The organism is Flectobacillus major DSM 103, from assembly GCF_000427405.1.
Lineage (GTDB): Bacteria > Bacteroidota > Bacteroidia > Cytophagales > Spirosomataceae > Flectobacillus > Flectobacillus major.
On record NZ_KE386491.1, the window covers coordinates 3,770,336 to 3,795,961 of the forward strand.

General features: G+C 37.5%; 23 protein-coding genes. 16 read left to right on the forward strand and 7 right to left on the reverse strand.

Features of this window, described 5'->3' with window-relative positions:
• Nucleotides 1–112 precede the first annotated feature (112 nt).
• From FLEMA_RS71510 to FLEMA_RS71535, 6 genes are all read left to right on the forward strand, one after another.
• Nucleotides 113–1,390 carry an MptA/MptB family glycosyltransferase gene (locus FLEMA_RS71510; protein ID WP_159102708.1) on the forward strand — a complete coding sequence of 426 codons (1,278 nt, stop codon included), beginning with the start codon at nucleotides 113–115 and terminating at the stop codon, nucleotides 1,388–1,390.
• Nucleotides 1,391–1,498: 108 nt separating this feature from the next.
• The gene (gene mutL, locus FLEMA_RS71515; RefSeq protein ID WP_044172503.1) at nucleotides 1,499–3,400 is read left to right on the forward strand and encodes a DNA mismatch repair endonuclease MutL; all 1,902 of its coding nucleotides are present in this window, start codon (nucleotides 1,499–1,501) and stop codon (nucleotides 3,398–3,400) included.
• Between the two features lie 3 nt (nucleotides 3,401–3,403).
• Entirely contained in the window at nucleotides 3,404–4,417 is a 1,014-nt protein-coding gene (locus FLEMA_RS71520; protein ID WP_044172505.1) for a M28 family peptidase, read from the forward strand.
• A gap of 164 nt (nucleotides 4,418–4,581) precedes the next feature.
• Nucleotides 4,582–5,679: a glycine cleavage system aminomethyltransferase GcvT gene (gcvT, locus tag FLEMA_RS71525; RefSeq protein WP_044172506.1), complete on the forward strand. Its 1,098-nt coding sequence runs from the start codon at nucleotides 4,582–4,584 to the stop codon at nucleotides 5,677–5,679.
• Nucleotides 5,680–5,806: 127 nt separating this feature from the next.
• Nucleotides 5,807–6,511 (forward strand): 2-phosphosulfolactate phosphatase, encoded by a 705-nt coding sequence (locus tag FLEMA_RS71530; protein WP_044172508.1) that lies wholly within the window; start codon nucleotides 5,807–5,809, stop codon nucleotides 6,509–6,511.
• Between the two features lie 172 nt (nucleotides 6,512–6,683).
• Nucleotides 6,684–7,502 carry a mechanosensitive ion channel family protein gene (locus FLEMA_RS71535; RefSeq protein ID WP_044172510.1) on the forward strand — a complete coding sequence of 273 codons (819 nt, stop codon included), beginning with the start codon at nucleotides 6,684–6,686 and terminating at the stop codon, nucleotides 7,500–7,502.
• Nucleotides 7,503–7,760: 258 nt separating this feature from the next.
• Here the strand turns inward: FLEMA_RS71535 and FLEMA_RS71540 are convergent, their stop codons facing one another.
• Both FLEMA_RS71540 and FLEMA_RS77130 read right to left on the reverse strand, forming a co-directional pair.
• On the reverse strand, nucleotides 7,761–8,063 hold the full coding sequence (locus FLEMA_RS71540) for a LytR/AlgR family response regulator transcription factor (RefSeq protein ID WP_044174966.1): 303 nt from the start codon (nucleotides 8,061–8,063) through the stop codon (nucleotides 7,761–7,763).
• Between the two features lie 205 nt (nucleotides 8,064–8,268).
• The gene (locus FLEMA_RS77130) at nucleotides 8,269–9,069 is read right to left on the reverse strand and encodes a LuxR C-terminal-related transcriptional regulator (RefSeq protein WP_026996595.1); all 801 of its coding nucleotides are present in this window, start codon (nucleotides 9,067–9,069) and stop codon (nucleotides 8,269–8,271) included.
• 155 nt (nucleotides 9,070–9,224) lie between these two features.
• On the opposite strand from FLEMA_RS77130, the gene FLEMA_RS71545 reads away from it, so the two are divergent.
• The 5 genes from FLEMA_RS71545 to FLEMA_RS71560 all read left to right on the forward strand — a co-directional run bounded on the left by FLEMA_RS71545 (nucleotide 9,225) and on the right by FLEMA_RS71560 (nucleotide 16,706).
• Nucleotides 9,225–9,746, forward strand: coding sequence for a cupin domain-containing protein (locus FLEMA_RS71545; protein ID WP_044172512.1), 522 nt, complete (start codon nucleotides 9,225–9,227; stop codon nucleotides 9,744–9,746).
• Nucleotides 9,747–10,056: 310 nt separating this feature from the next.
• Nucleotides 10,057–10,665 (forward strand): TetR/AcrR family transcriptional regulator, encoded by a 609-nt coding sequence (locus FLEMA_RS0137145; RefSeq protein WP_026996596.1) that lies wholly within the window; start codon nucleotides 10,057–10,059, stop codon nucleotides 10,663–10,665.
• A 54-nt stretch (nucleotides 10,666–10,719) separates the two neighbouring features.
• Nucleotides 10,720–12,069 carry a TolC family protein gene (locus FLEMA_RS71550; protein ID WP_044172514.1) on the forward strand — a complete coding sequence of 450 codons (1,350 nt, stop codon included), beginning with the start codon at nucleotides 10,720–10,722 and terminating at the stop codon, nucleotides 12,067–12,069.
• A gap of 32 nt (nucleotides 12,070–12,101) precedes the next feature.
• Nucleotides 12,102–13,214: an efflux RND transporter periplasmic adaptor subunit gene (locus tag FLEMA_RS71555; protein ID WP_044172516.1), complete on the forward strand. Its 1,113-nt coding sequence runs from the start codon at nucleotides 12,102–12,104 to the stop codon at nucleotides 13,212–13,214.
• Between the two features lie 132 nt (nucleotides 13,215–13,346).
• Nucleotides 13,347–16,706, forward strand: a complete 3,360-nt coding sequence (locus tag FLEMA_RS71560; RefSeq protein ID WP_044174973.1) for an efflux RND transporter permease subunit — start codon at nucleotides 13,347–13,349, stop codon at nucleotides 16,704–16,706.
• A gap of 308 nt (nucleotides 16,707–17,014) precedes the next feature.
• On the opposite strand, the gene FLEMA_RS0137295 is transcribed toward FLEMA_RS71560, so the two are convergent.
• From FLEMA_RS0137295 to FLEMA_RS71570, 3 genes are all read right to left on the reverse strand, one after another.
• Nucleotides 17,015–18,019, reverse strand: a complete 1,005-nt coding sequence (locus FLEMA_RS0137295) for a S41 family peptidase (RefSeq protein WP_159102709.1) — start codon at nucleotides 18,017–18,019, stop codon at nucleotides 17,015–17,017.
• 17 nt (nucleotides 18,020–18,036) lie between these two features.
• Nucleotides 18,037–18,852, reverse strand: coding sequence for a DUF3316 domain-containing protein (locus FLEMA_RS71565; RefSeq protein WP_044172520.1), 816 nt, complete (start codon nucleotides 18,850–18,852; stop codon nucleotides 18,037–18,039).
• A gap of 262 nt (nucleotides 18,853–19,114) precedes the next feature.
• Nucleotides 19,115–19,816: a DsbA family oxidoreductase gene (locus FLEMA_RS71570; RefSeq protein WP_044172523.1), complete on the reverse strand. Its 702-nt coding sequence runs from the start codon at nucleotides 19,814–19,816 to the stop codon at nucleotides 19,115–19,117.
• 151 nt (nucleotides 19,817–19,967) lie between these two features.
• On the opposite strand from FLEMA_RS71570, the gene FLEMA_RS71575 reads away from it, so the two are divergent.
• Nucleotides 19,968–20,552 (forward strand): DUF4136 domain-containing protein, encoded by a 585-nt coding sequence (locus FLEMA_RS71575; RefSeq protein WP_044172526.1) that lies wholly within the window; start codon nucleotides 19,968–19,970, stop codon nucleotides 20,550–20,552.
• Between the two features lie 157 nt (nucleotides 20,553–20,709).
• Complete coding sequence (locus tag FLEMA_RS71580; RefSeq protein ID WP_159102710.1) at nucleotides 20,710–21,234, forward strand: DUF4136 domain-containing protein; 525 nt, start codon at nucleotides 20,710–20,712, stop codon at nucleotides 21,232–21,234.
• A 59-nt stretch (nucleotides 21,235–21,293) separates the two neighbouring features.
• Here FLEMA_RS71580 and FLEMA_RS0137360 read toward each other — a convergent pair whose 3' ends face one another.
• Nucleotides 21,294–21,806: a cupin domain-containing protein gene (locus FLEMA_RS0137360; protein ID WP_026996603.1), complete on the reverse strand. Its 513-nt coding sequence runs from the start codon at nucleotides 21,804–21,806 to the stop codon at nucleotides 21,294–21,296.
• A gap of 191 nt (nucleotides 21,807–21,997) precedes the next feature.
• Here FLEMA_RS0137360 and FLEMA_RS71585 point away from each other — a divergent pair, with 191 nt between their 5' ends.
• The 3 genes from FLEMA_RS71585 (at nucleotide 21,998) to FLEMA_RS71595 (ending at nucleotide 24,439) form a co-directional block, all read left to right on the forward strand.
• On the forward strand, nucleotides 21,998–22,543 hold the full coding sequence (locus FLEMA_RS71585; RefSeq protein WP_044172533.1) for an RNA polymerase sigma factor: 546 nt from the start codon (nucleotides 21,998–22,000) through the stop codon (nucleotides 22,541–22,543).
• A gap of 68 nt (nucleotides 22,544–22,611) precedes the next feature.
• Entirely contained in the window at nucleotides 22,612–23,214 is a 603-nt protein-coding gene (locus FLEMA_RS71590; protein ID WP_144080133.1) for a TrbJ/VirB5 family protein, read from the forward strand.
• Nucleotides 23,189–24,439, forward strand: a complete 1,251-nt coding sequence (locus FLEMA_RS71595) for a hypothetical protein (RefSeq protein WP_052354171.1) — start codon at nucleotides 23,189–23,191, stop codon at nucleotides 24,437–24,439. The genes FLEMA_RS71590 and FLEMA_RS71595 overlap by 26 nt, the downstream gene beginning before the upstream one ends.
• Nucleotides 24,440–24,510: 71 nt before the next feature.
• Here the strand turns inward: FLEMA_RS71595 and recF are convergent, their stop codons facing one another.
• The gene (recF, locus tag FLEMA_RS0137435) at nucleotides 24,511–25,611 is read right to left on the reverse strand and encodes a DNA replication/repair protein RecF (RefSeq protein ID WP_026996605.1); all 1,101 of its coding nucleotides are present in this window, start codon (nucleotides 25,609–25,611) and stop codon (nucleotides 24,511–24,513) included.
• Between the last annotated feature and the right edge of the window lie 15 nt (nucleotides 25,612–25,626).

The window sequence follows — 25,626 nt, forward strand, 5'->3', positions numbered from 1 at the left end:
ATTAGTTTGGAATTCTGGATAAATGCACAATGTTTTTCGTAAAAAAAAAGAGATAGCCCTTTATACCTCTGGAATATTTACTTGTCTGGGATACGCCCTATTGGCGTATACAGTGAAAAGAAGTCACTTTGGCGAGCTATTTATTATCATAAGTTTGTTGTTTGGGTTATATATATGGATAGTTAACCACTCTGAAGGGTCTATGCGGGTATTGCTCCGATTGGCCTTTATTGTTAAAGGAGTTTGGCTATTGGCCACTCCTGCCCTATCCGACGACTTTTATAGATTTCTTTGGGATGGTAATATGCTGGTTATGGGGCAAAACCCTTACGCTATTTTACCCTCAGCTTATCCCAATCTTCCATATTTTACAGAGCTCAATTCGCCTAACTATTATACAGTATATCCACCAGTGAATCAATTTATTTTTGGTTTGGTAGCTTGGCTATCTTGTAATAATACACTAATAGGTATTGTTACACTAAGAGTATTGATACTGCTGGCCGACTGGGGGAATATTTATTGGATAAAGAAAATAGCTAGCCGACTAGGCTTGTCACCAAGAATAGTTTTGTGGTATGCTTTTAATCCGCTTATAATTGTTGAGCTAATAGGAAATCTACATTTTGAAGCTATTATGATTTTTTTTCTTTTGGGAATGTTCTATCGAGTTCTCAAAACAATGGAATCGCCTAAAACATGGCGATATACAAACGGAATATCAATAGCCTTATGGTACAGTTTGGCTGTATCGACAAAGCTAATCCCATTATTACTTGCACCAGTATTGATTCGGTTTTTGGGTTGGTCAAAAGCCTTTTTTATATTAGCGGTGTCGGGCATCATATTTGCTTTGGCATGGATACCATTGATAGATTCACAAGTTATCCACAATGTATGGTCGAGTGTGGATTTGTATTTTCAAAAATTCGAGTTCAATGCTTCCATCTATTATATCATACGAGCATTGGGTTTTTGGTTGACTGGTTTCAATATAATCCAGTGGTCGGGCGGAGGCTTAGGAATAGTTTCTTTGGTGTGTATACTCCTATTAGCTTGGGGCAAATATGATTCAATAATAATAAAAAATACCACTAAACTTTCAGAACAAATATTTATCATAGCCTTATTTAGCTTTAGTACTTACTATTTCAATGCCACGACGGTTCATCCTTGGTATATTACCACAATCGTAGTATTTAGTTTGTTCACGTCTTACCGATTTGTGCTGATATGGTCTTGGGCTACCATGATGTCGTATCATGCGTATCGCCAAAGTGTTGTTAATGAGGATGTTTACTGGATTGTTTTAGAATATTGTATTATTTTTGTAGTGCTTTCTTATGAGCTGATTGTCAGAATATTAGAGAGTAAACACTACCAAAAGTAGTTTTTTTGTTGGGAATCCCTCCGATTATGCCGAACTTAGTAGAGTGATTTTCGAATACTAATGTTAAAATGGCATTAGCGTACAAACCGTAAAAATTAGCTAATACAAATGTTAGATATTATTCAACTGCTTCCTGATTCGATTGCGAACCAGATTGCTGCTGGGGAGGTTGTTCAGAGGCCGGCCTCGGTGGTGAAGGAGTTGTTAGAGAATTCCATCGATGCAGAAGCCACCCAAATACAGCTTATTATAAGAGAAGCAGGCAAAACACTGATTCAGGTAATAGACAACGGCAAAGGAATGTCCGAAACTGATGCCCGAATGTGTTTTGAGCGTCATGCCACTTCCAAAATCCGTACCTCCGACGATTTGTTTAAAATCCGAACAATGGGTTTTAGAGGCGAAGCTATGGCCTCTATTGCAGCGGTTTCGCAGGTTGAACTCAGAACTCGCAGAAGCACCGAAGAATTAGGCACGCTGGTACGTATCGAAGCTTCAGAGCTAAAAGCCCAAGAAGCGGTGTCGACTATGGAAGGGAGCAATATTCAGGTGAAAAATCTCTTTTTTAATGTACCCGCTCGACGCAACTTCCTCAAATCGAACCCCGTTGAAATGCGTCATATCATCGAGGAGTTTCAGCGTGTGGCATTATCCAATCCTAAAATTGCTTTTACCTTATATCATAACGATGCCGAAATTTATAATTTGCCTTCAGGAAAACTAAGCCGCAGAATTGTAGATTTATTTGGTAAATCGTACCGTGAGCAATTGGCTTCGTGCGAAGAAGAAACATCGTTTGTAACCGTTCATGGTTTTGTTGGTAAGCCCCAATTTGCCAAAAAAACTAGAGGCGAACAGTTTTTCTTTGCCAATAATCGGTACATCAAAAATAGCTATTTGAACCATGCCGTAATGACTTCCTTTGAAGGACTCATTCCTGAAGGTTCGCATCCTTTTTATGTATTGTTTATTGAAATAGACCCTGTTCATATTGATATTAATGTACACCCTACCAAAACAGAAATCAAGTTTGACGATGAACGAACGGTATATGCTATTGTTCAGGCGGCCGTTAGAAAAGCCATGAGCCAGCATAACTTGACCCCTTCGTTAGATTTTGATACGGATGTCAATTATACCAATCAGTTTTTCTCATTTAGTAATACGCCTTTTCCAAGCAAAATGAATGGCTCGGAAAGTATTGGAAGAACCGAAACAACTTTTTCTCAGCCCGAACCTTCGCCACGAGAAAAGTCTAATTTGACCAATTGGAATAAACTTTATGAAGGACTAAACCGTTCGGCCGATGATTTTGACCAACAACCCAAACAACAAAGTGGGCTTGACTTTGGCTCGGATTATCAAGAGCAGCAACCTTTTACCCTCAAAAGTAAAGCCAATGATATTGCCGATTCTCGTCCACAACGAACTTCGCAAGATTCGGATGCTACTACTTTCCAAATTCATAATCGGTATATTATCTCGCAAGTAAAGTCGGGAATGTTGCTCATAGACCAACGGGCGGCTTATGAACGGATTTTGTACGAAAAGTTTGCTCAGCACTTACAAAAAAATAATGGGGCATCACAACAATTGCTATTTCCGTCTACCATTAAATTAACCTCTGCCGATTTTCATCTATTGGTAGAAATACAGGATGAAATCAAAAATTTAGGCTTTGATTTAAGCGTAATTGGGCACGATTCATTTATTGTGAATGGTATTCCTGCCGATTCGCCCGATGAAAACGAGCAAGAGCTAATAGAAGGATTATTAGAGCAATTCAAAAGAAATGAAGCTGAATTACATTTAGACAAAGCCGAAAACTTGGCAAGAGCCATGGCCAAACGCTCGGCAGGCCGATTTGGTGTTAGTAGACTAACCAACCAAGAAATGAATACATTGGTTGAGCAACTCTTTGCATCGTCAACACCAAGTTATTCACCAAGTGGCGATCTTACTATGAAAATTTTGGGATTGGCAGAAATGGCTAATTTATTTTTAAAATAATTTATGAAAACATCAAAAATTGCTTTTGGCTTATTGGCTATATTTTTATTTTCAGGTGTAGCGGTTTATTTTAAATCTTGCCAGACCAAAACAGAAACTAGCGAAAGCCAAACGCCCGAAACGGCTTTGTTGCCAGCTCCTACTTTCAATGCCGATTCAGCCTATTATTTTGTGAATACACAAGTAAGCTTTGGGCCAAGAGTACCCAATACCAAAGCTCATAAAGCCTGTGCTGCATGGCTAGTAAGCCAGTTGAAAGGATATGGCTGTGAGGTAACAGAACAAAAATTTGTAGCAACTACTTACGACGGCAAAAAACTTGATGCTGTCAATATTATAGGTTCGGTAAACCCTTCGGCTCCTAAACGAATCGTACTTGCTGCCCACTGGGATTCTCGTTCTATTGCCGACAAAGACAATCATGACAAAGATAAGCCTATTGATGGTGCCAACGATGGTGCAAGTGGTGTGGGTATATTGTTAGAAATAGCCCGAGCTATTAAAACAGCTCAAAGTAAACCCAATGTAGGAGTAGATATTATTCTTTTCGATGCCGAAGATACTGGCGAGCCAGATGGATACAGTGGCCCAGCTACCGAAAATGTTTGGTGGTGTTTGGGTTCTCAGTATTGGGCTGCACATAAGCACAAAGACAACTACCAAGCCTATTATGGTATATTGTTAGACATGGTTGGTGCTAAAGGGGCGATGTTTCCACACGAAGGAATGTCAATGCAATACGCTCCAATGATTGTAAGAAATATCTGGGATATTGCTTCACGACTAGGATATAGCTCGGTATTTATTGACCAAGATGGTGGTGCATTAACCGACGACCACGCTTTTGTTAATGAAGTGGGTAAAATACAAATGATTGATATTGTTGAGCTACGCCCCAACGACCCTAAAACTTTTGGGGCATATCATCATACTCATGGCGATAACATGAGTATAATTGATAAAAATACCCTAAAAGCAGTTGGCCAAACAGTATTAACAGCCCTTTATCAAGAATAAACAACCATGAGATACATAGCATAAAAAAGATATAAAGCCCCAAACACTGATAAAAAAGCAGTTTGGGGCTTTTTTTTACCTAAAATTCAAAAGGCTTTCTTAATACACTCAAAGGATAAAAATAACTTTCTTACCTTTGTGAATCTTTTTCAATCAACGACCAAATGGAACAAACAGAACAACTAAAACTCGTATTTCTTAACGATGTACATACTTCTTTAGGGGCAAAAATGGTACCTTTTGCAGGATATTCAATGCCTGTATTATACACCAACTTGATTCAAGAGCATCATGCCGTTCGCAATGCTGTAGGCGTTTTTGACGTATCGCACATGGGCGAGTTTATTGTAAAAGGAGAGCGTGCAACAGAGTTTTTACAATATGTTACCTCCAACGATGTATCGGCTTTGTACGATGGTAAAGTACAATATTCTTGTTTGCCCAACGACAAAGGCGGTATTGTTGACGACCTTTTGATTTATAGAAGAACCGAAAATGAATATTTCGTTGTAGTAAATGCCTCAAATATCGACAAAGACTGGAATTGGATGCAAAGCCATAATTCTTTTGGGGTAGAGATGCAAAATATCAGCGACGAAATCAGTTTGTTTGCTGTACAGGGGCCTAAAGGCGTGGCAACTATGCAAAAATTAACGGATTTGGATTTAGGCTCGATGGAATACTATACCTTTAAGGAAGGTACAGTTGCAGGTATCGAAAATGTATTGATTGCTACAACAGGATACACTGGTGCAGGAGGAATGGAGGTATATGTCAAAAATGAATATGCCAAAGTAATGTGGGATGCTATCTTTGCTGCAGGCGAAGAGTTTGGTATTGTACCTGTAGGCCTAGGGGCTCGTGATACACTACGTACCGAAATGGGCTATTGCTTGTATGGTAACGATATCGACGATACTACATCGCCTATCGAAGCAGGCTTGGGTTGGATTACCAAATTCAACAAGGAGTTTGTGAATGCTGCTTTTCATAAGCAAATAAAAGAAAATGGCCCTACCAAAAAATTAGTGGCTTTTGAAATGATAGATAGAGGTATTCCACGTCAGCATTACGAAATTATGGATGCTACGGGCAATATTATTGGCGAAGTAACCTCAGGAACACAATCGCCATCGCTTAGTAAAGGTATTGGCTTGGGCTATGTAGCCACAGAATTTAGTAAATTAGGAACCGAAATTTATATCAATATCCGAAACAAATATTTGAAAGCTCAAGTGGTAAAACTTCCTTTTTTGAAGTAATCACTTTCAAAAGTTTACCATAATAACAAAAGCATTGGGCAAGAAGCCTTCAGGCCAATTACCCGATAAAAGCGGTTGTTATGGTAAGCTTTTTATTTTAGCATATAAATAAGAACAGCATAAGTGTATGAAAACAATTGATGTTTGCTTAACTCCAGAATTATTACACCTCCATAATATTGAAAACTCAATTGTGGTAGTTGTCGATATTTTCAGAGCTACTTCGTGTATGACCACCGCCTTTGCCAATGGAGTTGGCTCTATTATTCCTGTTGCAACTATCGACGAATGTGTGTCATATCAGCAAAAAGGGTATCTGGCTGCTGCCGAACGTGATGGAAAAACACCTGATGGTTTTGATTTTGACAATTCTCCATTCAGCTATATGGTCGACAAAGTAAAAGGTGCAACAATTTGTGTTACTACTACCAACGGAACTTTGGCTATTACCAAATCAAAGTCGGCAGTGAAAGTAATGGTTGGGTCATTCCTGAACCTAGGTGCTTTGTCAAGCTATCTTAAAGAGCAACAATATGATGTACTGGTGTTGTGTGCAGGCTGGAAAGGTAAACCTAATTTGGAAGATACACTTTTTGCAGGGGCATTGGTAGAACGCCTCAAAGACGAATTTATCATAGAAGAAGATTCGGCCTTGATGGCTTTGCGTCAATACCAAGGAGCTAAAGATGACCTGCTTTCGTATGTGGCGTCGTCGTCGCATGTACGAAGGTTACAACGTTTGGGTATCCAGAAAGATATTGCCTATTGTCTCCAACAAGATTTGTACGATGTATTGCCTGTTTTGAGGGGGAATGCTTTAGTAAATATGTAAGAAAACCGTATTGATGTTTTCCTTCAGGGGGCTGTCTACAAAGGCAGTCCCTTTGTTATGAAAGCTTATTTGATACAAGATAATACCTAACTAACCCCTAAAAAGGTAAATGTGACCAAACGATGCTAAATCGTCAGAAGAAGGAACTATTAAACTATAAAACCTTCGTAGTATGAATGTAGATATTGCATCTCTCAAAGAACAACTTCTAGTAGGCTTTACCCAATATGGGGGCAAAATTTTGTTAGCTATTTTAGCCTTTTCGGTAGGGCGTGTCGTTATTGGTAAACTTTCAAAGTTGCTATTGAGCAAAATGAATAGTAGTCATATCGACAAAGATGTACAGCCTTTCTTAATTTCTTTAATTACAGTAGGTCTCAATGTGATGTTGTTGCTAAGCTGTGCGGGTATTTTGGGTATTCAAACCACCTCGTTTGTAGCAGTGTTGGGTGCTGCAGGTTTGGCTGTTGGCTTGGCTTTGCAAGGTAGTTTAGCCAATTTTGCAGGTGGTGTACTTATCCTTATTTTCAAACCATACCGTGTTGGCGATTTGATTTCGGCAGCGGGTTTTACAGGACACGTCGAATCTATTCAGATATTCAATACCGTTTTGGTAACACCCGACAACAAAACTATTATTTTGCCCAATGGCCAATTAGCTACCGCTCCTATTACTAATATATCTGGCAAAGGGGTTATTCGAGTAGATATGGTTTTTGCTGCTGGAAATCAAAATGATCTGGCTACCCTCAAAAAAGCCCTAAGTAAAGCTGTAAACTCATGTGAATCAGCTTTGAAAGACCGTGCTCATGATATATTATTAACCAAAATGACCGAAAATGCACTTCATTTTGATGTACGTGTTTGGACGGTATCAACCAAATATTGGGATACTTATTATGGAATGCACGAAGCCGTAAAAGCACAATTTGATGCTCACCAAATTCAAGGGCCACAAATCAAGCTAACAATCAATGATTTGAAAATCTAAATTAAAGCTGTACGAAAGATTAAATACAACAGGAATCATCCCGAATTTTGGGATAATTTAAAATAGTGCCTTCTTGTTTGTGTTTATTGGGAAAAAAGCACACAAATGTTAGGTATTTATTGAACAAGGCGGTCGAAAAACTAATTTCGGCCGCCTTGTTTGATTTAGAAATTCGGGATGACTCATGTTTGAGGTTTTAGTACCAATGATTTAGTAAATTTTGGGTCATAAGTTTATTGTATTAGTTACCATAAGGGTTTAAATGATACCACGTCTACGTCGTGAAATAGGTAAGATTTGCTTATTGGTCAATTCTACAAAATCTCTGCTGACCGATGTGATAAAATTGCGATTAACAATATACTTACGATTGATTCTAACAAAGCTATCATCAATTTTGGTATGTACTGTTCCTAGCGTTTGGGCAATAACCGTTTTTTTGCCTGTAATAAAATGAATGAACGTATAATTAATATCGCCTTCTAAGAAGAGAATATCAGAGGTTGAAAAATAAGCTTTTCTACCAATAACAGAGCGGGTGGGAGACAGAAAGTTCTTCATAAACATGTAGGAGCTATTAATGTTGTAAGAATATTTAGATAGACACAAATATCATGATACCAATCGTTTGTTCAAATACTCAATATTTAGTATTTATAGCCTTATTTTTATGATTTTGACACTAATTATTGGTATGATATTGTATCAAGTAAAATTACTGCTAGCCAATACCTCCATGCAATAGCCCTTTGTAGTCATCTTGTCTTTATATCCAACCATTAACCAAACTGGTTTTGATAAGCTCGGCAGAAGAGAAGCAGCCCATTTTTTTTAGCATATTTTTACGATGATTTTTAACAGTATGCTCGCTCAGACATAGGTCGTCGGCAATTTGTTTACTACTGCGGCCTTCGGCCATTAGCAATAGTACTCTTTTTTCAGAAGCCGAAATAGGATTCTCGTTTTGCTGATTACTAGGTTTAAATTTTGTTTTAATTTTTTTGATGTCATTGTCATCGCTGGTGTCCAGAATATAGTGGGTAAAAGCCTTGTCGGGTTTAAGGTTGGATATATCGGTGATAATATTCAAAAAATAAATTGGTTGCATTTCTTCATTGAAAAGAATCGGGATACTCTGCCCCAGAATATGAATAGATTCTCTGTTTTTTACTTTGAACTCGGCCGTAAAATTGGCTTTTATGTAGGGTCTGTTTTGTGGAGGTTGTTTGTATAAATAGTCAAAATAGTCGATTCCGCCCTTTATGAGCTTGATGAGGTCGGGCAGATAATAGGCTTTCAAGATAAAACTGTACCTTTTACCTACAACTTCCTCTGGTTGGTAGCCAAGCATTTTATAGAAAGAACCACCCGCCTTGATAATTTCCATATTCACACTATCGGCAATCACATAACAGTAGGTATCAATAGAATGATAAATTTTGAGATATTCATCTAATTGAAAATTCTCTTTAGAATGAATCGTACTTTTTTTACCCAAAGCCCTTTGAGCAAAAGAACTAAACTGCTGATACGTTTTGTGTAATTCTTTAAAAAGTTTAATATTCATAGAGCTTTGATAATTAACTTAGTAATGTGTTATTAATTAGGCATAGAACAAATATAATACTATCCTTATCTAAAATTGGGGCTAGTGTAATTATTAAAAGGTGAATAATTCAAAATGAAAACTTCTTACCTTTGTCCAATAAATAAAATACTCTTATGAACCTAAATCTCTCTCTTACTTCAAGCAAAGCTGAAGTTTTTGAACAAATCGCCGCAGAGCTTTCTTCATTAGGCTTCAATGTTGTTAAACAAGACCAAACTCGCCCTTGGGGTGGTTTTTTTGTTATCGACGAAACCCAAGCAGCCGCATTTGCTGCTACGTATTTCCCACATTTAGAAATGTCGGAAATTCAAATTACCAATAAACTAAGTCCCAAAATTTTGGTGGTTGCTCCAGAAAAACGCCTTTCTTGGCAATACCACTTCCGCCGTGCCGAAATATGGAAAGTAATAGCAGGCACAACAGTTGGGGTAAAAATTAGTCCAAATGACGAAGAAGGAGATGAAATAAAACAACTAGAATCAGGAAGTTTTATTCAGATGGACAAAGGCGAACGCCACCGCTTAATTGGTCTTAGCTCGTGGGGGGTCGTAGCCGAAATTTGGCAACATACCGACCCAGAACAACCTTCAGATGAGGATGATATAGTAAGATTACAAGATGACTTTGGTCGTTAATACATTGAAGCCGTTCTGGAGGGAAAAAAACTCCAAACGGCTTTATTTGTATAGTTATATTTATTAAAAAAATAGTTATAATATGGGAATTCCCCTAAAATCCACTAATACAAGTCATTAACCGCTTATCCTAGCCTTTTTCCAGTCATACTTTTTAGCCTCCCCTTTCTTACCAAAGTTCTAAAAAACTTTGAACCTTTTGAAAGTTTCCATAGTTTTGTCTTTGGAAACTATTCAACCTCTAAAAGTTTCCCGCATCGTTTTGACGGCTATCTACCACTAAAATTTTATAAAAAACATTTAATTCAGCATGGATATTAAAGATAGAATCATCGAACAAAGTACCACTTTGTTTTTTCGTTATGGCATCAAATCTATAACGATGGATGATATTGCAAAGGAGCTTGGGATTTCTAAAAAGACTATTTACCAGCATTTTACAGATAAAGACGATGTTGTATATCAGGTATTTTTAAACTTTTTTGAAAAAGATAAATGCGAATACCTACAGCTAGAGTGGATGGTCAATAATGTTATCGAAAAAATGGTGAGGTCTATGAAAATGGCCGAGCAGTCATTTAAGGAAGTAAATCCATCGTTGATTCATGACCTCAAGAAATATCATCCAAGAGCATGGAATTTATTTTTGGAATATAAACAAAACTTCGTTCTTGAAAGCACCAAACAAGACCTTCAAAAAGGGATAGATGAGGGCTTATTTAGAAGTGATTTACAGCTAGAAATAATCGCAAGGCTGCACCTGGGGCTAATAGAGGTAGGGTTTGACTACCAAGCGTTTCCTCCCAACCGTTTTTCTTTTATTGAAGTTCAATTAACATTTTTAGACCATTTTATCAGGGGCATTGTCTCAGAAAAAGGACTTATTGCCTACTTACAATACAAAGAGCATATTCAGTAACCATTGCCATAATCAACATATTGATTTTAATATTTTACTAATTAACAAGTCAAAATGAAAACTAAACTTACAAGTAGCGTGCTGGCTTTCAGTATATTGCTCACTTCGGTTGTCTCCCTTGCCCAGCAAAGTTACTCGCTCAAAGAAGCGGTAGATTACGCAGTGAAAAATCACTCGAATGTAAAAACAGGCCAAATAGACATACTCACTGCCGAAGCTAGGGTAAATGAGATAAAGGCTATGGGGCTACCACAATTGAATGGGAATATTGGATATACCAATAACCTTATTATTCAACGTGTTTTTATTCCTGCCAAAACCTTTGACCCCAATGCCAAAGATGGTGACGTTGTAGCCGCCGAATTTGGGGTACGTAATAGCGGTAATGCTGGTGTTAATTTTAGCCAGTTGCTTTTTGATGGCTCGTACACACTTGGCCTAAAGGCTGCCGATGTTTATAAAGAGCTATCCAAAAAATCGTTGGTTCAAACCAAACAACAAGTAGCCGAAAATGTTATGAAGGCTTATTACGGTATCTTGGTAAATCAGGAAAGGCTACAAATCTTGCAGCTTAATATGGGACGTTTGGATTCTTTGTACAACCAAACCAAAGCGATGAACCAACAGGGGTTTGTCGAAAAAATAGATGTACAAAGGCTGGAAGTTCAGAAGAATAACCTCAATATCGAATACAAAAATGTTGAGCGTTTACAAGAGTTGAGTTATTATTTGCTCAAATACCAAATGGGCCTAAAACCTCAAGAAGAGGTAGTCCTAACCGACAAGCTGAGTGCTGTGAATATCAATGAGTTTATACCAGAACACGAAACCACGTTTCAATACGCCGACCGTATAGAGTACTCGATTCTCCAAACCCAAGACCGCCTGGCACAGCTAGACCTCAAAAATCAAAAAGCAGGTTATTTGCCAAAAGTTACTATGAATGGTAGTTATGGGTATAGTGCAGGTCGCCCACAGTTTACCGACCTCATTACCAAGCCTTGGTTCAATGCAGCCACCTTAGGTGTTGCTATCCAGATTCCTATTTTCGATGGATTTGCGAAGAAATACAAAATTATCCAATCTCAAAATGCTTTAACAAAGCTCAAAGAAGGGTTTAATTTCTTAGAAAGCTCTATCGACTTCCAGATTAAGCAAGGGCAAATTACTTTGAAAAACGCCTACGAAACCCTACAAGAACAAAAGCTTAATATGGAGCTGGCCAAAGAAGTGGTACGTGTTAGCAAAATCAAATACGAACAAGGGGTAGGCACAAACCTAGAATTAGTGAATGCAGAGTCGTCTTATAAAGAAGCTCAAACAAATTACTATACTACATTATATAACGTGTTGATTGCTAAAGTTGACTTGGACAAAGCAAAAGGCAAACTATTTACAGAATAATCCCAACATTAAAATCTGAAAAATCGCAAGATATGAAAATCAAATACTTAGCATTATCATCTGTCGTTTTATTAGCCGCTTGTAATAAACCTACCGACAAAAAAGCTGAATTAGAAGCTCTCAAAACTCAGCGTCAAGAAATTGAGGCAAAAATCAAACAACTTGAAAAAGAAGTTGGTGGTGTAGCCAAAAAAGAAGAACAAAAAATTGTTACAGTGGCTGTTAGCCCTATCCTAGCCCAAAGCTTCAAACATTTTGTAGAGGTACAAGGCTTGGTAACATCCGATAATATTGTACAGGTAACCCCACAAATTAGTGGTCAATTGACCAGTATTTTAGTTTCGGTAGGACAGTCTGTAAAAAAAGGACAACTTGTTGCTACTATCGACAACAATGTAATGAGAGAATCTTTGGCCGAAATCAAACAACAATTGGATTTGGCTACCACTTTGTTCAATAAGCAAAAAGCTCTTTGGGATCAACAAATTGGTACAGAAGTACAATACCTTCAGGCCAAAGCCAACAAAGAATCTTTGGAAAAAAGAATCGTAACAATGGAAACTCAATTGGCTATGACCAAAGTGTATGCTCCAATGTCGGGAACAGTAGAGGTAGTTCGCCAAAAAGTAGGTGAAATAGGAATGCCTGGCTCTCCTATTTTTCAGTTGGTAAATTTGGGCAACTTAAAAGTAGTCGGAAAAGTAGCCGATACTTATTTGGGTTCTGTAAAACGTGGCGATGCCATGAATGTCAAGTTTCCTGATATAAACAAAGAGCTGAATACTCAGATTGGTGTTGTTGATGCCCTTGTTGACCCAGTTTCGAGAACATTTGGTGTAGAAGCCAAAATCCCGAATCTTGGAGGATTGTTGAAGCCCAACCAAATTGCCATTATCAATATCAACGATTTGTCGAAAGCCAATTCAATTGTAATTCAACAAAACTTGATTCAAAAAACCGAACTAGGAGATATTGTTTATGTAGCTGTTACCGAAAATGGTAAAAAGGTAGCTCGTGGCCGCAAAGTGAAGTCTGGCTTGAGCTATAACGGAACTATCGAAATTACAGAAGGCTTAAATGCTGGCGATTTATTGATTACACAAGGTTATCAAGACCTCGTAGATGGAACTCCAGTAAGTTTTTAATTGACTCATAGGCATTAGAAACCCCTCTTGCCTATAGCATTTTGCTTAAAGCATTCTATTCAAACATTAAAAATGGAAAATAAAGATAACGATATACAAGAATTACCACACGGAAGTGGTGGTATTTATAAAATGATTGGCTGGTTGGCCAGCAATCAAACAACGGTATATATTTTTACTTTCATGGTATTTTTGGCAGGATTAGGTATTTATAATAGCCTTCCCAAAGAACAATTCCCTGATATTAAAGTACCGCAGATTTATGTACAAACGGTTTATTTTGGAACAACTCCTGCCGATATAGAAAACGTAATCAACAAGCCTATTGAAAAGCAGTTGAAAACAATTTCGGGGGTAAAACGCATCAAATCCAATGCACTACAAGATGTATCGGTAATCTTGGTAGAGTTCAATCCCAACGTAAAAGTGGAGGATGCCTTACAGCGTGTGCGTGATGCAGTAGATAAATCGAAAAAAGATTTACCTCAAAAACTTGACTCTGGCCCTACTGCTCAGGATGTAAACTTTTCAGAATTTCCTATTATGAACATCAACTTAGCAGGAAATTACCCCCTCGAAAAGCTGAAAGATTATGCAGAAGAACTACAAGACCAGATTGAAGGGTTGCCCGAAATTACCCGTGTCGATATTATTGGGGCTTTAAAACGTGAAATTCAAATCAATCTTGACCTTTATAAAGCTCAAGCCTCGGGTTTAGCCTTTAGCGATATTCAAATGGCCGTACAGGGCGAGAATATCAACGTTTCGGGTGGCGACCTCAACGTCGATGGAGTACGTCGTACACTTCGTGTAAAAGGTGAATTTAAGAATGTAGAGCAAATCCAGAATATTATGCTTCGCTCGTCGTCGGGTGCTATGATTCGTCTGGGCGATGTAGCCGAGGTTGTCGATAGCAACGAAGAACGCCAAGATTTTGCTCGTTTAGATAACCGTGCGGTGGTTACGCTCAACGTTATAAAAAGAAGTGGTACCAACTTGATTTCGGCTTCAGAGCAAATCGAAAAGATTTTGGAAGAATACAAAGAAAATCGTTTGCCTCAAGGCGTAAAAGTACAAGTAACAGCCGATTCATCGGAGCGTACCAAAGCCGACTTAGACGATTTGATTAATACCGTAATCCTAGGGTTTATCTTTGTGGTATTGGTATTGATGTTCTTTATGGGTGTTCGTGATGCCATTTTTGTAGGTTTATCGGTGCCATTATCGGCTTTGATTGCCTTTATTCCTTTATATTTTTCTGGGTTCACTCTGAACACCATTGTGTTATTTGCCTTCTTGTTGGGCTTGGGTATTGTGGTAGACGATGCCATTGTGGTAATCGAAAACTCTCACCGTATTTTCAACCAATTCCGTAAGCTAAGTATTATCGAAGCCGTAAAATTGGCAGCATCAGAAGTATTTTTACCAGTATTATCGGGTACACTTACAACAATTGCACCATTTGTACCATTGTTGTTTTGGCCAGGTATTGTGGGTGAATTCATGAAATTTTTACCAATAACTTTGATTTATACTTTATTTGCATCGTTGTTGGTTGCTTATGTAATGAACCCTGTTTTTGCTGTTTCATTCATGAAACGTCACGACGAGGAAACACACCACGTTGAAGGAATCAAAACCCTTCGTAAGCCTTTAATTGTATTAGGTTTGTTGGCAGTTGTGGGTTATGTAATGAGTTTTGGCTTAGGTAATTTCTTTGTGTTCATTGCTGCTTTGTATGTGTTTAATCACTTTGTATTAACACCAAAGATTATTGTTCCATTCCAAGAAAAAGCTCTTCCAGCTTTCAAAAACTGGTATCAAAGCATTGTATCTTGGGTAATTACAGGATACCGTCCAGTATTCATGGTAATTGCAATGTTTGGGTTGTTGGTATTTACCTTTGTGATGATGGGTATTGTTCAGCCAAAGGTGATATTCTTCCCTAGTGGCGACCCCGACTATGTGTATGTTTACCACGTAATGCCAGTGGGTACAGATGCCCGTACAACCGACTCGGTAACAAAAATTATTGAGAAAAAGGTTTTTGATGTTATCAAGAAAAACCATGCAGAACAAGCCGTTAACTCGGTTATATCGAACGTTGGTAAAAATGCAGGGGACCCATTTAACCCCGATCGCTCAAATACTCCACAAAAATCGAAAGTGACTGTAGCTTTTGTCAAAAAAACTGAGCGTGGTGATATTTCTTCTGAAAAGATTCTACAAGAAATTCGTGCGGAATTAAAGAAAATTCCATTGCCTGGTTCTGAAATTTCGATAGAAAGAGAACAAAATGGCCCACCAACAGGAAAGCCTATTGCGGTAGAAATTGCAGGTGACGATTTTGCGGTTCTTCAAAAACTAGAAAAAGAAGTACGTGAAAAAATCGAGAAATCGGGTATTCAGGGTATCGACGAACTAAAAAGTGACTTGATTACCAATAAGCCTGAAATTATCGTAGATGTTGACAAACAAAAAGCACAGCGTGAAGGGATTTCTTCATCGCAGATTGCCTTGGCTATTCGTACAGCGTTGTTTGGTTCTGAGATTTCTAAATTCCGTGACGATAAAGATGAATACCCGATTCAGTTGCGTATCAAAGAACAAGACCGCAACCAAATAGAGAAACTCTTGAGTATGAATATTACTTATCGTGATATGACCATGGGTGGAGTATTGCGTAAAGTACCTTTAAACTCGGTGGCCAATATTAGCTATTCAACTACTTTTAGCCAGATTAACCGCAAAAATCAGCAACGGGTTATTACCTTGGGGTCGGATGTTGTTATTGGTTATAACGCCAACCAAATTGTAGCTCAGATTCAAGATTTGGTAAAAGAAATGGATATTCCTAGTGGATACACTGTAAGGATGGGTGGCGAGCAAGAAGAACAAGCCGAAACAGCTAACTTCCTTAGCGTAGCTTTCCTTGGGGCTATTCTATTGATTTTCTTGGTATTGACTATTCAGTTTAACTCTATCTCAAAACCAATCATTATTTTCGGTACTATTTTATTATCATTGATTGGTGTATTGCTTGGCTTCATGGCATTTGGTATGACTTTCTCTGTAATTATGTCGGGGGTAGGTATTATTGCCTTGGCGGGTATTGTGGTAAAAAATGGTATTCTATTAATTGAATTTACCGACGAGCTAAGAAGCAGAGGCTATGGGCTGAAAGAAGCAATCGTTGAGGCTGGAAGTGTACGTTTAACACCTGTATTATTAACTGCATCAGCGGCTATTTTAGGGCTTGTTCCATTGGCTGTAGGTTTGAGTATCGACTTCGTTGCTATGTTCACAGAATTTAACCCACATATTGCTTTTGGAGGTGATAGTGCTGTATTCTGGGGTATTTTAGCATGGACAATTATCTTTGGTTTGAGTTTCTCGACTGTCCTAACCTTAGTAATTGTACCTTGTATGTATTATATCAATGAACGGGTGCGTACTAAGTTTTTTAAGAAAAAAACAGTAGAAGAAGTATAACATGAGTCATTCCAAATTTAGTAAATTGTGAATGAGTGATTCTGAAAACATAAGTTATCTCGAATTTTTAGAACTAACAAGGCGGTCGAAATTAGTTTTCGACCGCCTTGTTGATTAATAGCACGATGGTCTACCTCGTGAATCCCAGTAAATACAAACAATTTTAAACTATCCCAAAATTCGGGATGACTCATGTTTGATATTAATCTACTAAATAACTTATTTTTAGACACCTACTATTACGTCTCTATTGCTGCAAAGTAGGCACAAAGAAGAAGTACTCATTACTCAATTTAGAATAAGGATTACTAATTGAATTCTAAAAAGGCTCTTTCCAAAATACTATCTATATTATTTTCTTCATCTTTGGCCGAGATATTTATTTTAATATCGGGGCTAACCCCATTTTCTATATCTTGTTTTTGGCTATTAGAAAACGCCATAGCTGAAAAGCGGTACAACCAGCCGTTGAGCAACTCTCCGCCAATAGGCCCAGCTCCTCCGCCTCCTGTAATATCGCCAACCAAAACAACATTTTTTTGCTCGGACATAGCCGAAACAAACATATTTGCAGCACTAAATACCCGTCTATTGGTAAGTACCACCACTTTTTTATAAAAAGGAGTACCCGAAGGCTCAACATACACAGGGGTATATGCTTTAAAATCGTTGGGTTCTTCGCTATTTTTACTTCTGGTATAGCCAATTAAGGTTTTTTGCGAAACAATATGTTTCATCAGTGTTTTGATATTTTCTACTGACCCCCCACTATTATCTCTTACATCAATAATAAGGCCTTTGGTATTTACAAAGTCCTGAAAAATGGTATCCCATTCGCTATCTTTCAACGAACTCGAAAAACTACCATAGTAGAGATAGCCAATATTTTGCGGAAATACGATATGGCGTATTTTTTGTCCATAACCAATTTTTAAATACTGATTGGTTAAAATACTATCATTAAAATTACGAGCATACCCTCGCAATAAACCTTGATTAGAATAATAAGTATAAGAAAAACGTGTATTCGGAATTTGGAGGTTTACGTGTCCATCCTTTAGCTCGTTCATCATTTGGCTCATAACTGTAAAAAAAGCCTCTTGGCTAAGACTATCATTTACCCTAGCATAATATTTAGTATGAATAGCATTCCAGTCAATATGTTTTAACTCAAAGTAGCAATATTTATCATGAATCGTTTTCCAGAGTAATTCAAAGTTATACACATTGGTATTTTGTTCATCGGGCGAAATCAGCAGGCGTTCGCAGCCAGTACATACAAGCGTAATGAGTAGTATTAACCTATATTTCATATTTTGGAGCATAAATGTTAAAAAATAATCACTTTGCCAAGCACCAATGAAGTATTCCCAAAGCGTAGTTCAGACGGTTTATCAAAAGATTTGAATTGCCAGTCAATTCCTAATCGCCAAGCTGTTTGGCGGAGCGAGTGTTTGGCATTGGGTTTATTCTTAAAAGCAAAATCAAAGTACGTTTTATTCTGAACCAATAAAAAATGATTGAGGCTACCCACATAAATGTATTTTCCTAAGTTGCGGATTAACTCTTCTTTAAAGTAGGCATCATGGGCATACCCCGAGCGTCCCAATACACTAATAATAGGAATATTAAGGGTATTTTGGAATAAAATAGGATATTGCAAAACACTAAAGCTTTTGGCATAAACAAGTGCCAAACCAATATGCGAGCCTGCATCTACCGACACCTCGTTGTTGCCATAGCCAAGTTTGTATATATCCGACACACGCGAGGCAAAAGCAAGGTTGGCAAAGCCTCCTATATACAATGAAGAGCTAGGCTGTTGAACAACTTGGTAGTGTTGGGCATAGTGTAATTGAAACTCAAAACTCCATATTTGCAGTGTTCGGGAGGTTTGTGGAATACCTAAACGAAGTGTGGATAACTTTGTGGATAACTTTTTGCCTTTTTTAGCATTATAGCTCATTTCTGCCCCAATTGAGGGTAATTGATACCTAATTGGGCTTAAAAAATTGTCTCTAAACGTTGTAGAGCCTATTTTTAATAAAAAAGCCTTAGATTGGGAAAATGGAAGTGTATCAGCCGAAATTTGTGCATAACTTCTTCCTAGACTACCACAAAGCAATAAAAACAGTACAAATCTCATCCTTTTTAATCGAATTCATCGAGTATTATGTCATCAATAGAATTTTGAAAGAAATCAATTAGTGGTAGTAAAAGAAAACGGAATATCTTCCTTGAAGATTGTTATTTTTAGGCAATTTTCAGTGTTAAAATCATCATAACACAGCCTTGAACAACTACTTGCTAGGAAAATATTCCGTTAAATTATATAAAATGGCAATGACAAACTATTTTATTGCCAAGAGAAGCAAAATTTTAGGATAGTATATTATGATTGGGCTTATTTAGCATTCGCCTGTTTCAATATCACAACTATTGTTTTGGGTTTCTACTGTTACTGCTATTTCTTTGATAACTTGTTGAAGGGCCTCTTCAAATACCTCGCTTGGTTGTGCCCCCGACAAGGTATATTTTTTGTTGATAATATAAAACGGAACTCCGCTTACACCCAATTGCCTGAAATAGTGCATTTCTTCTTTTACTTCGTCCGAACCCCTATCTGAAGCTAAAATAGCCAAAGTTTTTTCAGACGGCCAGCCTATTTGTGTCAAAATAGCAACCAAAACATCTTTATCGGTCAAATCTAGCTTATCAATAAAATAGGCTTTCAATAGAGCTTCTTTTAATACTGCCTGTTGGCCATTTTCGGCAGCTACAGCCAAAAGTCGGTGTAAATGGAAAGTATTAATAGCTTTTGGGAGTTGCTCAAAGTCGAAATCAAGCCCCGTTGTTTGGCCTGCTTGCTCAACTTGATAAAATTTTTGTAAATAACCATCCCCAAATCTATTTTGTGCGTATGTATTGAAGTCTACTCCTTCTGAAGGAACAGAGGGGTCTAATTGAAAAGGGTGATATATAATTTGCACATTATCAGAAATTTGCGTATTTTCAATAGCCTTTTCAAGTCTACGTTTTCCTATGTAGCACCAAGGACATACTACATCAGAAACAACATCTATTCTAATGGTTGGTTTTTTGTCAGTCATAATGAGTTAATCTGTTTTTTTCAAAACACCTAATCTTCTTTTTAAATTCCTACAAATACATTTTGCATAGTTGGTTTGTTGAAACAATCTAGTAATCAAATAGTTAATATAAATGTTTAGTCTGTTTCATTCTTGATAAATTCTAACGAATATGAGGAAATTGTATTTTTATGTTTTTGCGGCTCTTTTATTGATGAGTGCATGTACTCGAAACAGTTTTCAGGTTGGCTCTGCTTGCCACCGAGAAATTGAAGACGAGGTTTTTAAACCTAATTATGAGTCTTTCACCTGTATTGAAAAACAATTTACAGTGATGGATACGACCTACAAGTTTGAGGCCGTTATCGACGAAATAGATACCCAAATGCGGCTTAGGGGGTATTTAGACACCAAGGAACGCCCCAACCTTATTGTATTCTATGCACTGTTTCCGAGTGATGTTAATTTATCTGTACTTCAACGTTCTTTTCGGGGGTTAGGTAAAGAAAACATGAATGAAGAACTCAAAAGAGTAAAGCTACGTAAGGGAACTCTGCTACTACAATTTGTTGAAAATGATACTAACCGCCCGATTTGGATGGGTTATGCGGCTGGTATTGCTCAACAGCCTACCAATGTTATCGACGAAAAGGCTTTGAGAACAGCCACTCGACAAATTTTTGATAATTATAGAATCTTTGCCAAAAATTACTTGGCAGGAAAGCCCACTTCGAGCATGGTAATTGCCAGCAAATAAGCCTTAACAAATACCATACAAATAAATGAGCCTACATTACAGGGGCTCTTTTTTATTTTTTTAATTAGAATAGTGCAAAAAAATCTTGCAATGTTAAAAAATTGTTAAATATTTGTGTCCTGTACATTAAATGTTTGACAATAACCCCAATAGCAAGATGAAAAGGATATTCGCATTATTGGTAATAGCCTATTTGGCAGGAGCTTGTAGCAGACAAAAGTTTGCTGTACAAGCCAACAATGACCATGTAATGAGTCATAATTTTAATCAAACATATCAGGTAATCATTAGCCAAAGCGAATCGCTATTGGCTACCCAAAATCAATCGGCTATTTTGGAAGAGATAGACAATCAAATGAAAGCAAGGGGTTTTCGTAAATCAGAGCAGTCTCCCGATATTATTATTGTTTTTTCTTTGTATGAAAATAAGTTGAAAATTAAGGATAGTCGCAAACTTGATGAAGACCTTCCCGAATACTCGACCCGTAGAGTAACCCTCAAAGGCGGAACACTCATGATTCAGATGATAGATGAAAACCTCAATAAATCTATTTGGTTGGGTATGGCATCGGGTTTTCTGAAACCTAAAACAACCTTAGAAGAACGACAAATAAAAGCACTTACTAGAAGTATTTTGGACGAATACAAAACGGTAGCATACGGTTATTTGCCCAGAAATTAATTGCAGCAATAAACTGTTGAGGAGGCTGTTTCATCTTGATGAGATAGCCTCCTTTTTATTTATCGAGTGAGCAACGAAATGATGCTTTGGTACTGAGGGTATAAATCGATGAGTGTAGCCCTATCGGCTAATTCAAAGCCATCAAAATCAAAACCAGGGGCAACCGTACAGCCCACCAACGAATAAGGGCTATTGATATGGGGCTTTGATGCAAACCAACAACCCGCAGGTACAACAGCCTGAAATACTTCGTCGTGGTCAGGGTTGTTTCCTAGTTTTATGATATTCAATACGCCATTTTTATCAATCACATAAATATCTAATGGCCCACCAGCATAAAAATGCCACATTTCATCAGACTCAATTCGATGAAAAGCCGAAAAATGATGATTTTCTAAAAGAAAATAAATACCTGTCGAAAAGCACCTATTGCCTTTAAACCTTTGGGGAAGTACCGATTGTGGAATATTTTCGGAAGAACGATACGTTTCGGCAAAATATCCGCCCTCAGGATGCGACAACATATTAAATTTTTCTACCCAATAGCGAGCATTTTTAAGAGAATTTTCCATGAATACAAAATTATTGTGTGGAGGTAATAGTATTTTTAATAAATTTTTAAACAAGCTTGCAACATTCCTTTAATGGGTGGTGTCATTACCTCGAAAATCAGCAAATTGTTATTCGTCACAAAAATTCATCGTTATGAAAATCAAACGATTAACCATTCTGAAAAATCTCTAACGAATAACATTATAAAACACTGGAACAAACACTTTACATAGACCGACATCTACATTTGGTTGAGGCTTGCCGCAGGGGCGAACGCAAGGCTCAGTATGAAATATATCGGCTTTATGCTAAGTCGATGTTTAATGTTGCTGTCAGAATTCTAAACCACGTGGGAGAAGCAGAAGACGTTCTGCAAGATGCATTTTTGGATGCTTTTACCAAAATTAATGATTTTCGACAAACTAGCACCTTTGGGGCTTGGCTCAAGCAAATTGTAATCAATAGAGCCTTGAACCAACTCCGACAGCGAAAAGCCGAAATTATTGATATAGAAGGAGTAGCCGACGATGTAGAAGACGAAGTATATGACGACGAAGCAATAGACTGGGAGGTGGCTCGTTTACAGCAGGCTATCCATCAATTGCCCGACGGATTTAGAACCGTACTAAGCCTATATCTTTTTGAAGGATACGACCATGAGGAAATTGCCGAGATTTTGGGCGTAGCTGAGTCTACCTCACGTACGCAATATATCAGAGCTAAAAAACGACTTTTAGAAATTTTAAAAAAGGCATAATCGACATTGCCATAAAGAAGATTTGATATTGTAAATCGCTTTTCGGAATTATAGATATGTTATAGAATATGATGAATCATTCAAAAAAAGCTTCAAATCGCTTAGAGCGTTTCGTAAGAGATAATCGAGATGAGTTTGAAAACTTTGAACCATCGGTAGGATTGTGGGATAAAATAGAACAACATTTGCCCGCCAACCAAGATGAAACCAAAACGGTTAAAAAAAATAATATTATCACCATTATCCCTGATGTACAGCGATACTGGCGAGTAGTGGCTACTGTTGCCTTAGTTTTGGGAATTAGCTCTGTGTATTTTTTTAGAAAACAGACCGAAAGCTCAGACCTTATCGTAAATCAGGTAAACCCTCAGTATAGCAAGCAAATGGTACATTATGCTAACCTTATCGAAACCAAACGTGATGAAATAAAACAAATAGCCACCAACGAGCCAGCCCTTTATAAAGAGTTTTCGGAAGAGATCGAGAGGCTCAACCACGACTACCAAAGCCTGAGAGCGGAATTGCCCCAAACCCCCAATCAGGAAGAGTTAGTGAAAGCAATGATTCAAAATCTGCAAGTACAATTAGATATTTTGAATCAACAGTTATCTATTATTCACAAAGTTAAAGAAGCAAAGAAAAATCATGGAAAGATTATTCAAAATATATAAAAATGTATTTGTGCTGATTTTTGGGGTGTCGTATGGCATATTAGCACAAAATACGGTCGATGGGAATTTGCGTGCAAGTACCACCAATACCCGTGAAATAAAAACTATGACTATTAGCAGTACGGGTCAGGTAACTATCAATAACAATAGAAGTGTCAAGCAATCCCAAGCTAATTGCCTTGTTATTACTGAGGGCGAAGCTGCTGGCTTAGGTAATGCCGAAAAACGCAAAACTATTTTGAAAACCTATCAAGTAGATGCCAAAGATCAACTTCAGATACACAATCAACATGGTATGGTGAATGTTGAGCTTTGGAATAAAAATGAATTCAAAATAGAAATAAGTATTACGGGCTATGGCAATACCGAAGAAAAAGCCCAAAGTTATGTTGATGGAGTGAATATTGCTGAAATGAGGGTTGGTGATAAAATCGTTTTAAGAACAGAGATTGGTTCTGAAAGTAGCAATAATAAGTGGTGGTCTAATTGGTCTTGGAAAAGTAAAGATGGCTCTGAGAGTGTCGAACGTCAGGGTGTTGAAGTTAATTATCAGGTATTTATGCCCAAGAATAATGCTTTAGCAGTTTCTAATAAATACGGTAATACGCATGTAGCAGAGTTTTCGGCACCTTTAACGATTAATACCAATTACGGTAACTTTACCTCTGAGCGATTAACGGGTACAGAAAAAGATATTAATGTACAGTATGGTAAAGCAACCATTAGGCAGTTAGATGAAGCTGATTTAAGAATTGCCTATTCAAAACTGATTATAGACAAAGCGAATTTGCTGAAATTGAAAAATAACTTTGGCTCGCTCAACCTCGACCAAGTAAATACCTTAGATGGAAATATCCAGTATTCTAGCGGTAAAATTGGTACAATTAGAGATAATGGCAAAATTTATATTAGTTTTTCGGATGGCCTAGAACTAATAGATTTGCCAAGAAGCCTCAAAACACTAGACATAAAGTGTAATTATACTTCCGTGAAGCTTCCTGTTACATCCGAATGTAATGCTGATTTTGATGTAACAGTCAACTATGCCAATTTTAAATACCCTTCAGGAAAGTTTAGCTTTACAGTAAATCCTGATGATAGTAACGAAACCAATCGTATGGGTTGGATGCCTACCAAAACCTATAAAGGCAAAATAGGCAAAGGTTCAGGTACAAAAATCGTAATTCACTCAAATTATGGTGGTGTAAAGTTTTTAGAAAAATAAAGCCTAGTAAATACCTCATCGAGGCAATAAGTAACCCTTTAGCTTGTTGCCTCGGTGTAAGCCAAACACCTCTATTTCTTAGTGACATCAAAGTACTGAATAGGTACATTCAAATGATTGAGTAGTTGCTGGGTTCTTTCGGGGCGGGCATCGGTAAGAAATACCTGCTCGAAAGTACCATCAATCATCATTTCTATGAGTTGCTGAATCCTTCTGTCATCGAGCTTATCGAAAATATCGTCGAGTAATAAAATAGGCTGAAATCCCTTCTCAGAAGCTAATAGCTCAAATTGAGCCAACTTTAAGGCTATTACATACGATTTTTGCTGGCCTTGCGAACCAAACTTCTTTAAGGTGAAATTATTGATTTCAAAAAGAAAATCGTCTTTATGAATACCCATGGTAGTTCGTTGGGCGGCCAAATCTCGTTGGCGATTTTTCCCAAAAATATTTTCAAAGCCCTCCTGCATCACTTCCGATTCATATACCAGTGAAACTTCTTCACGGCTTTCAGAAAGATTGGCATAGTGTTTTTTGAAAATAGGAAGAAATTTTGCCAAAAAAACCAAACGAGTAGCATGAATTTTTAGGGCATATTCGACCAGTGGGTCGGAATAAATATCTAATAAATCGGCATCAAAGTAGTTTTTTTCAGCAAATTGTTTCAATAAAGAGTTTCGTTGAGCTAAAATTCGATTGTAAAGCAAAAGATTTTCTAAATACTCATGGTCGAGTTGAGCAATAACACCATCAAAAAATTTTCTGCGTTCTTCGCTTCCTTCTCGTACAATATCGGTGTCGTTGGGTGAAAGTAAAACCACAGGAAATTTGCCTATATGCTCAGAAAGTTTTTCGTAAGGTTTTTTATCGTGAAGCACGGCCTTCTTTTGTCCTCTCTGAAATGAGCATGTAATCTGAGCTTCTTTATTGGTATTGGCATCTATATTAGCAAAAATACCATCAATCATCATATATTCGGCCTCATGATTGATACACAGAACGTCTTGAGTACTTATCGAGCTTTTAGTTAGAGCCAAGAAATAAATGGCATCGAGCAAGTTGGTTTTGCCACTTCCGTTTTCCCCAACGATACAGTTTATCCTTTTTGAAAAGTCAAAATTGCCGAATTCGTAGCTTTTAAAATTGGTTAAACTGATTCGTTGTAAGTACATATTATTGATAATGAA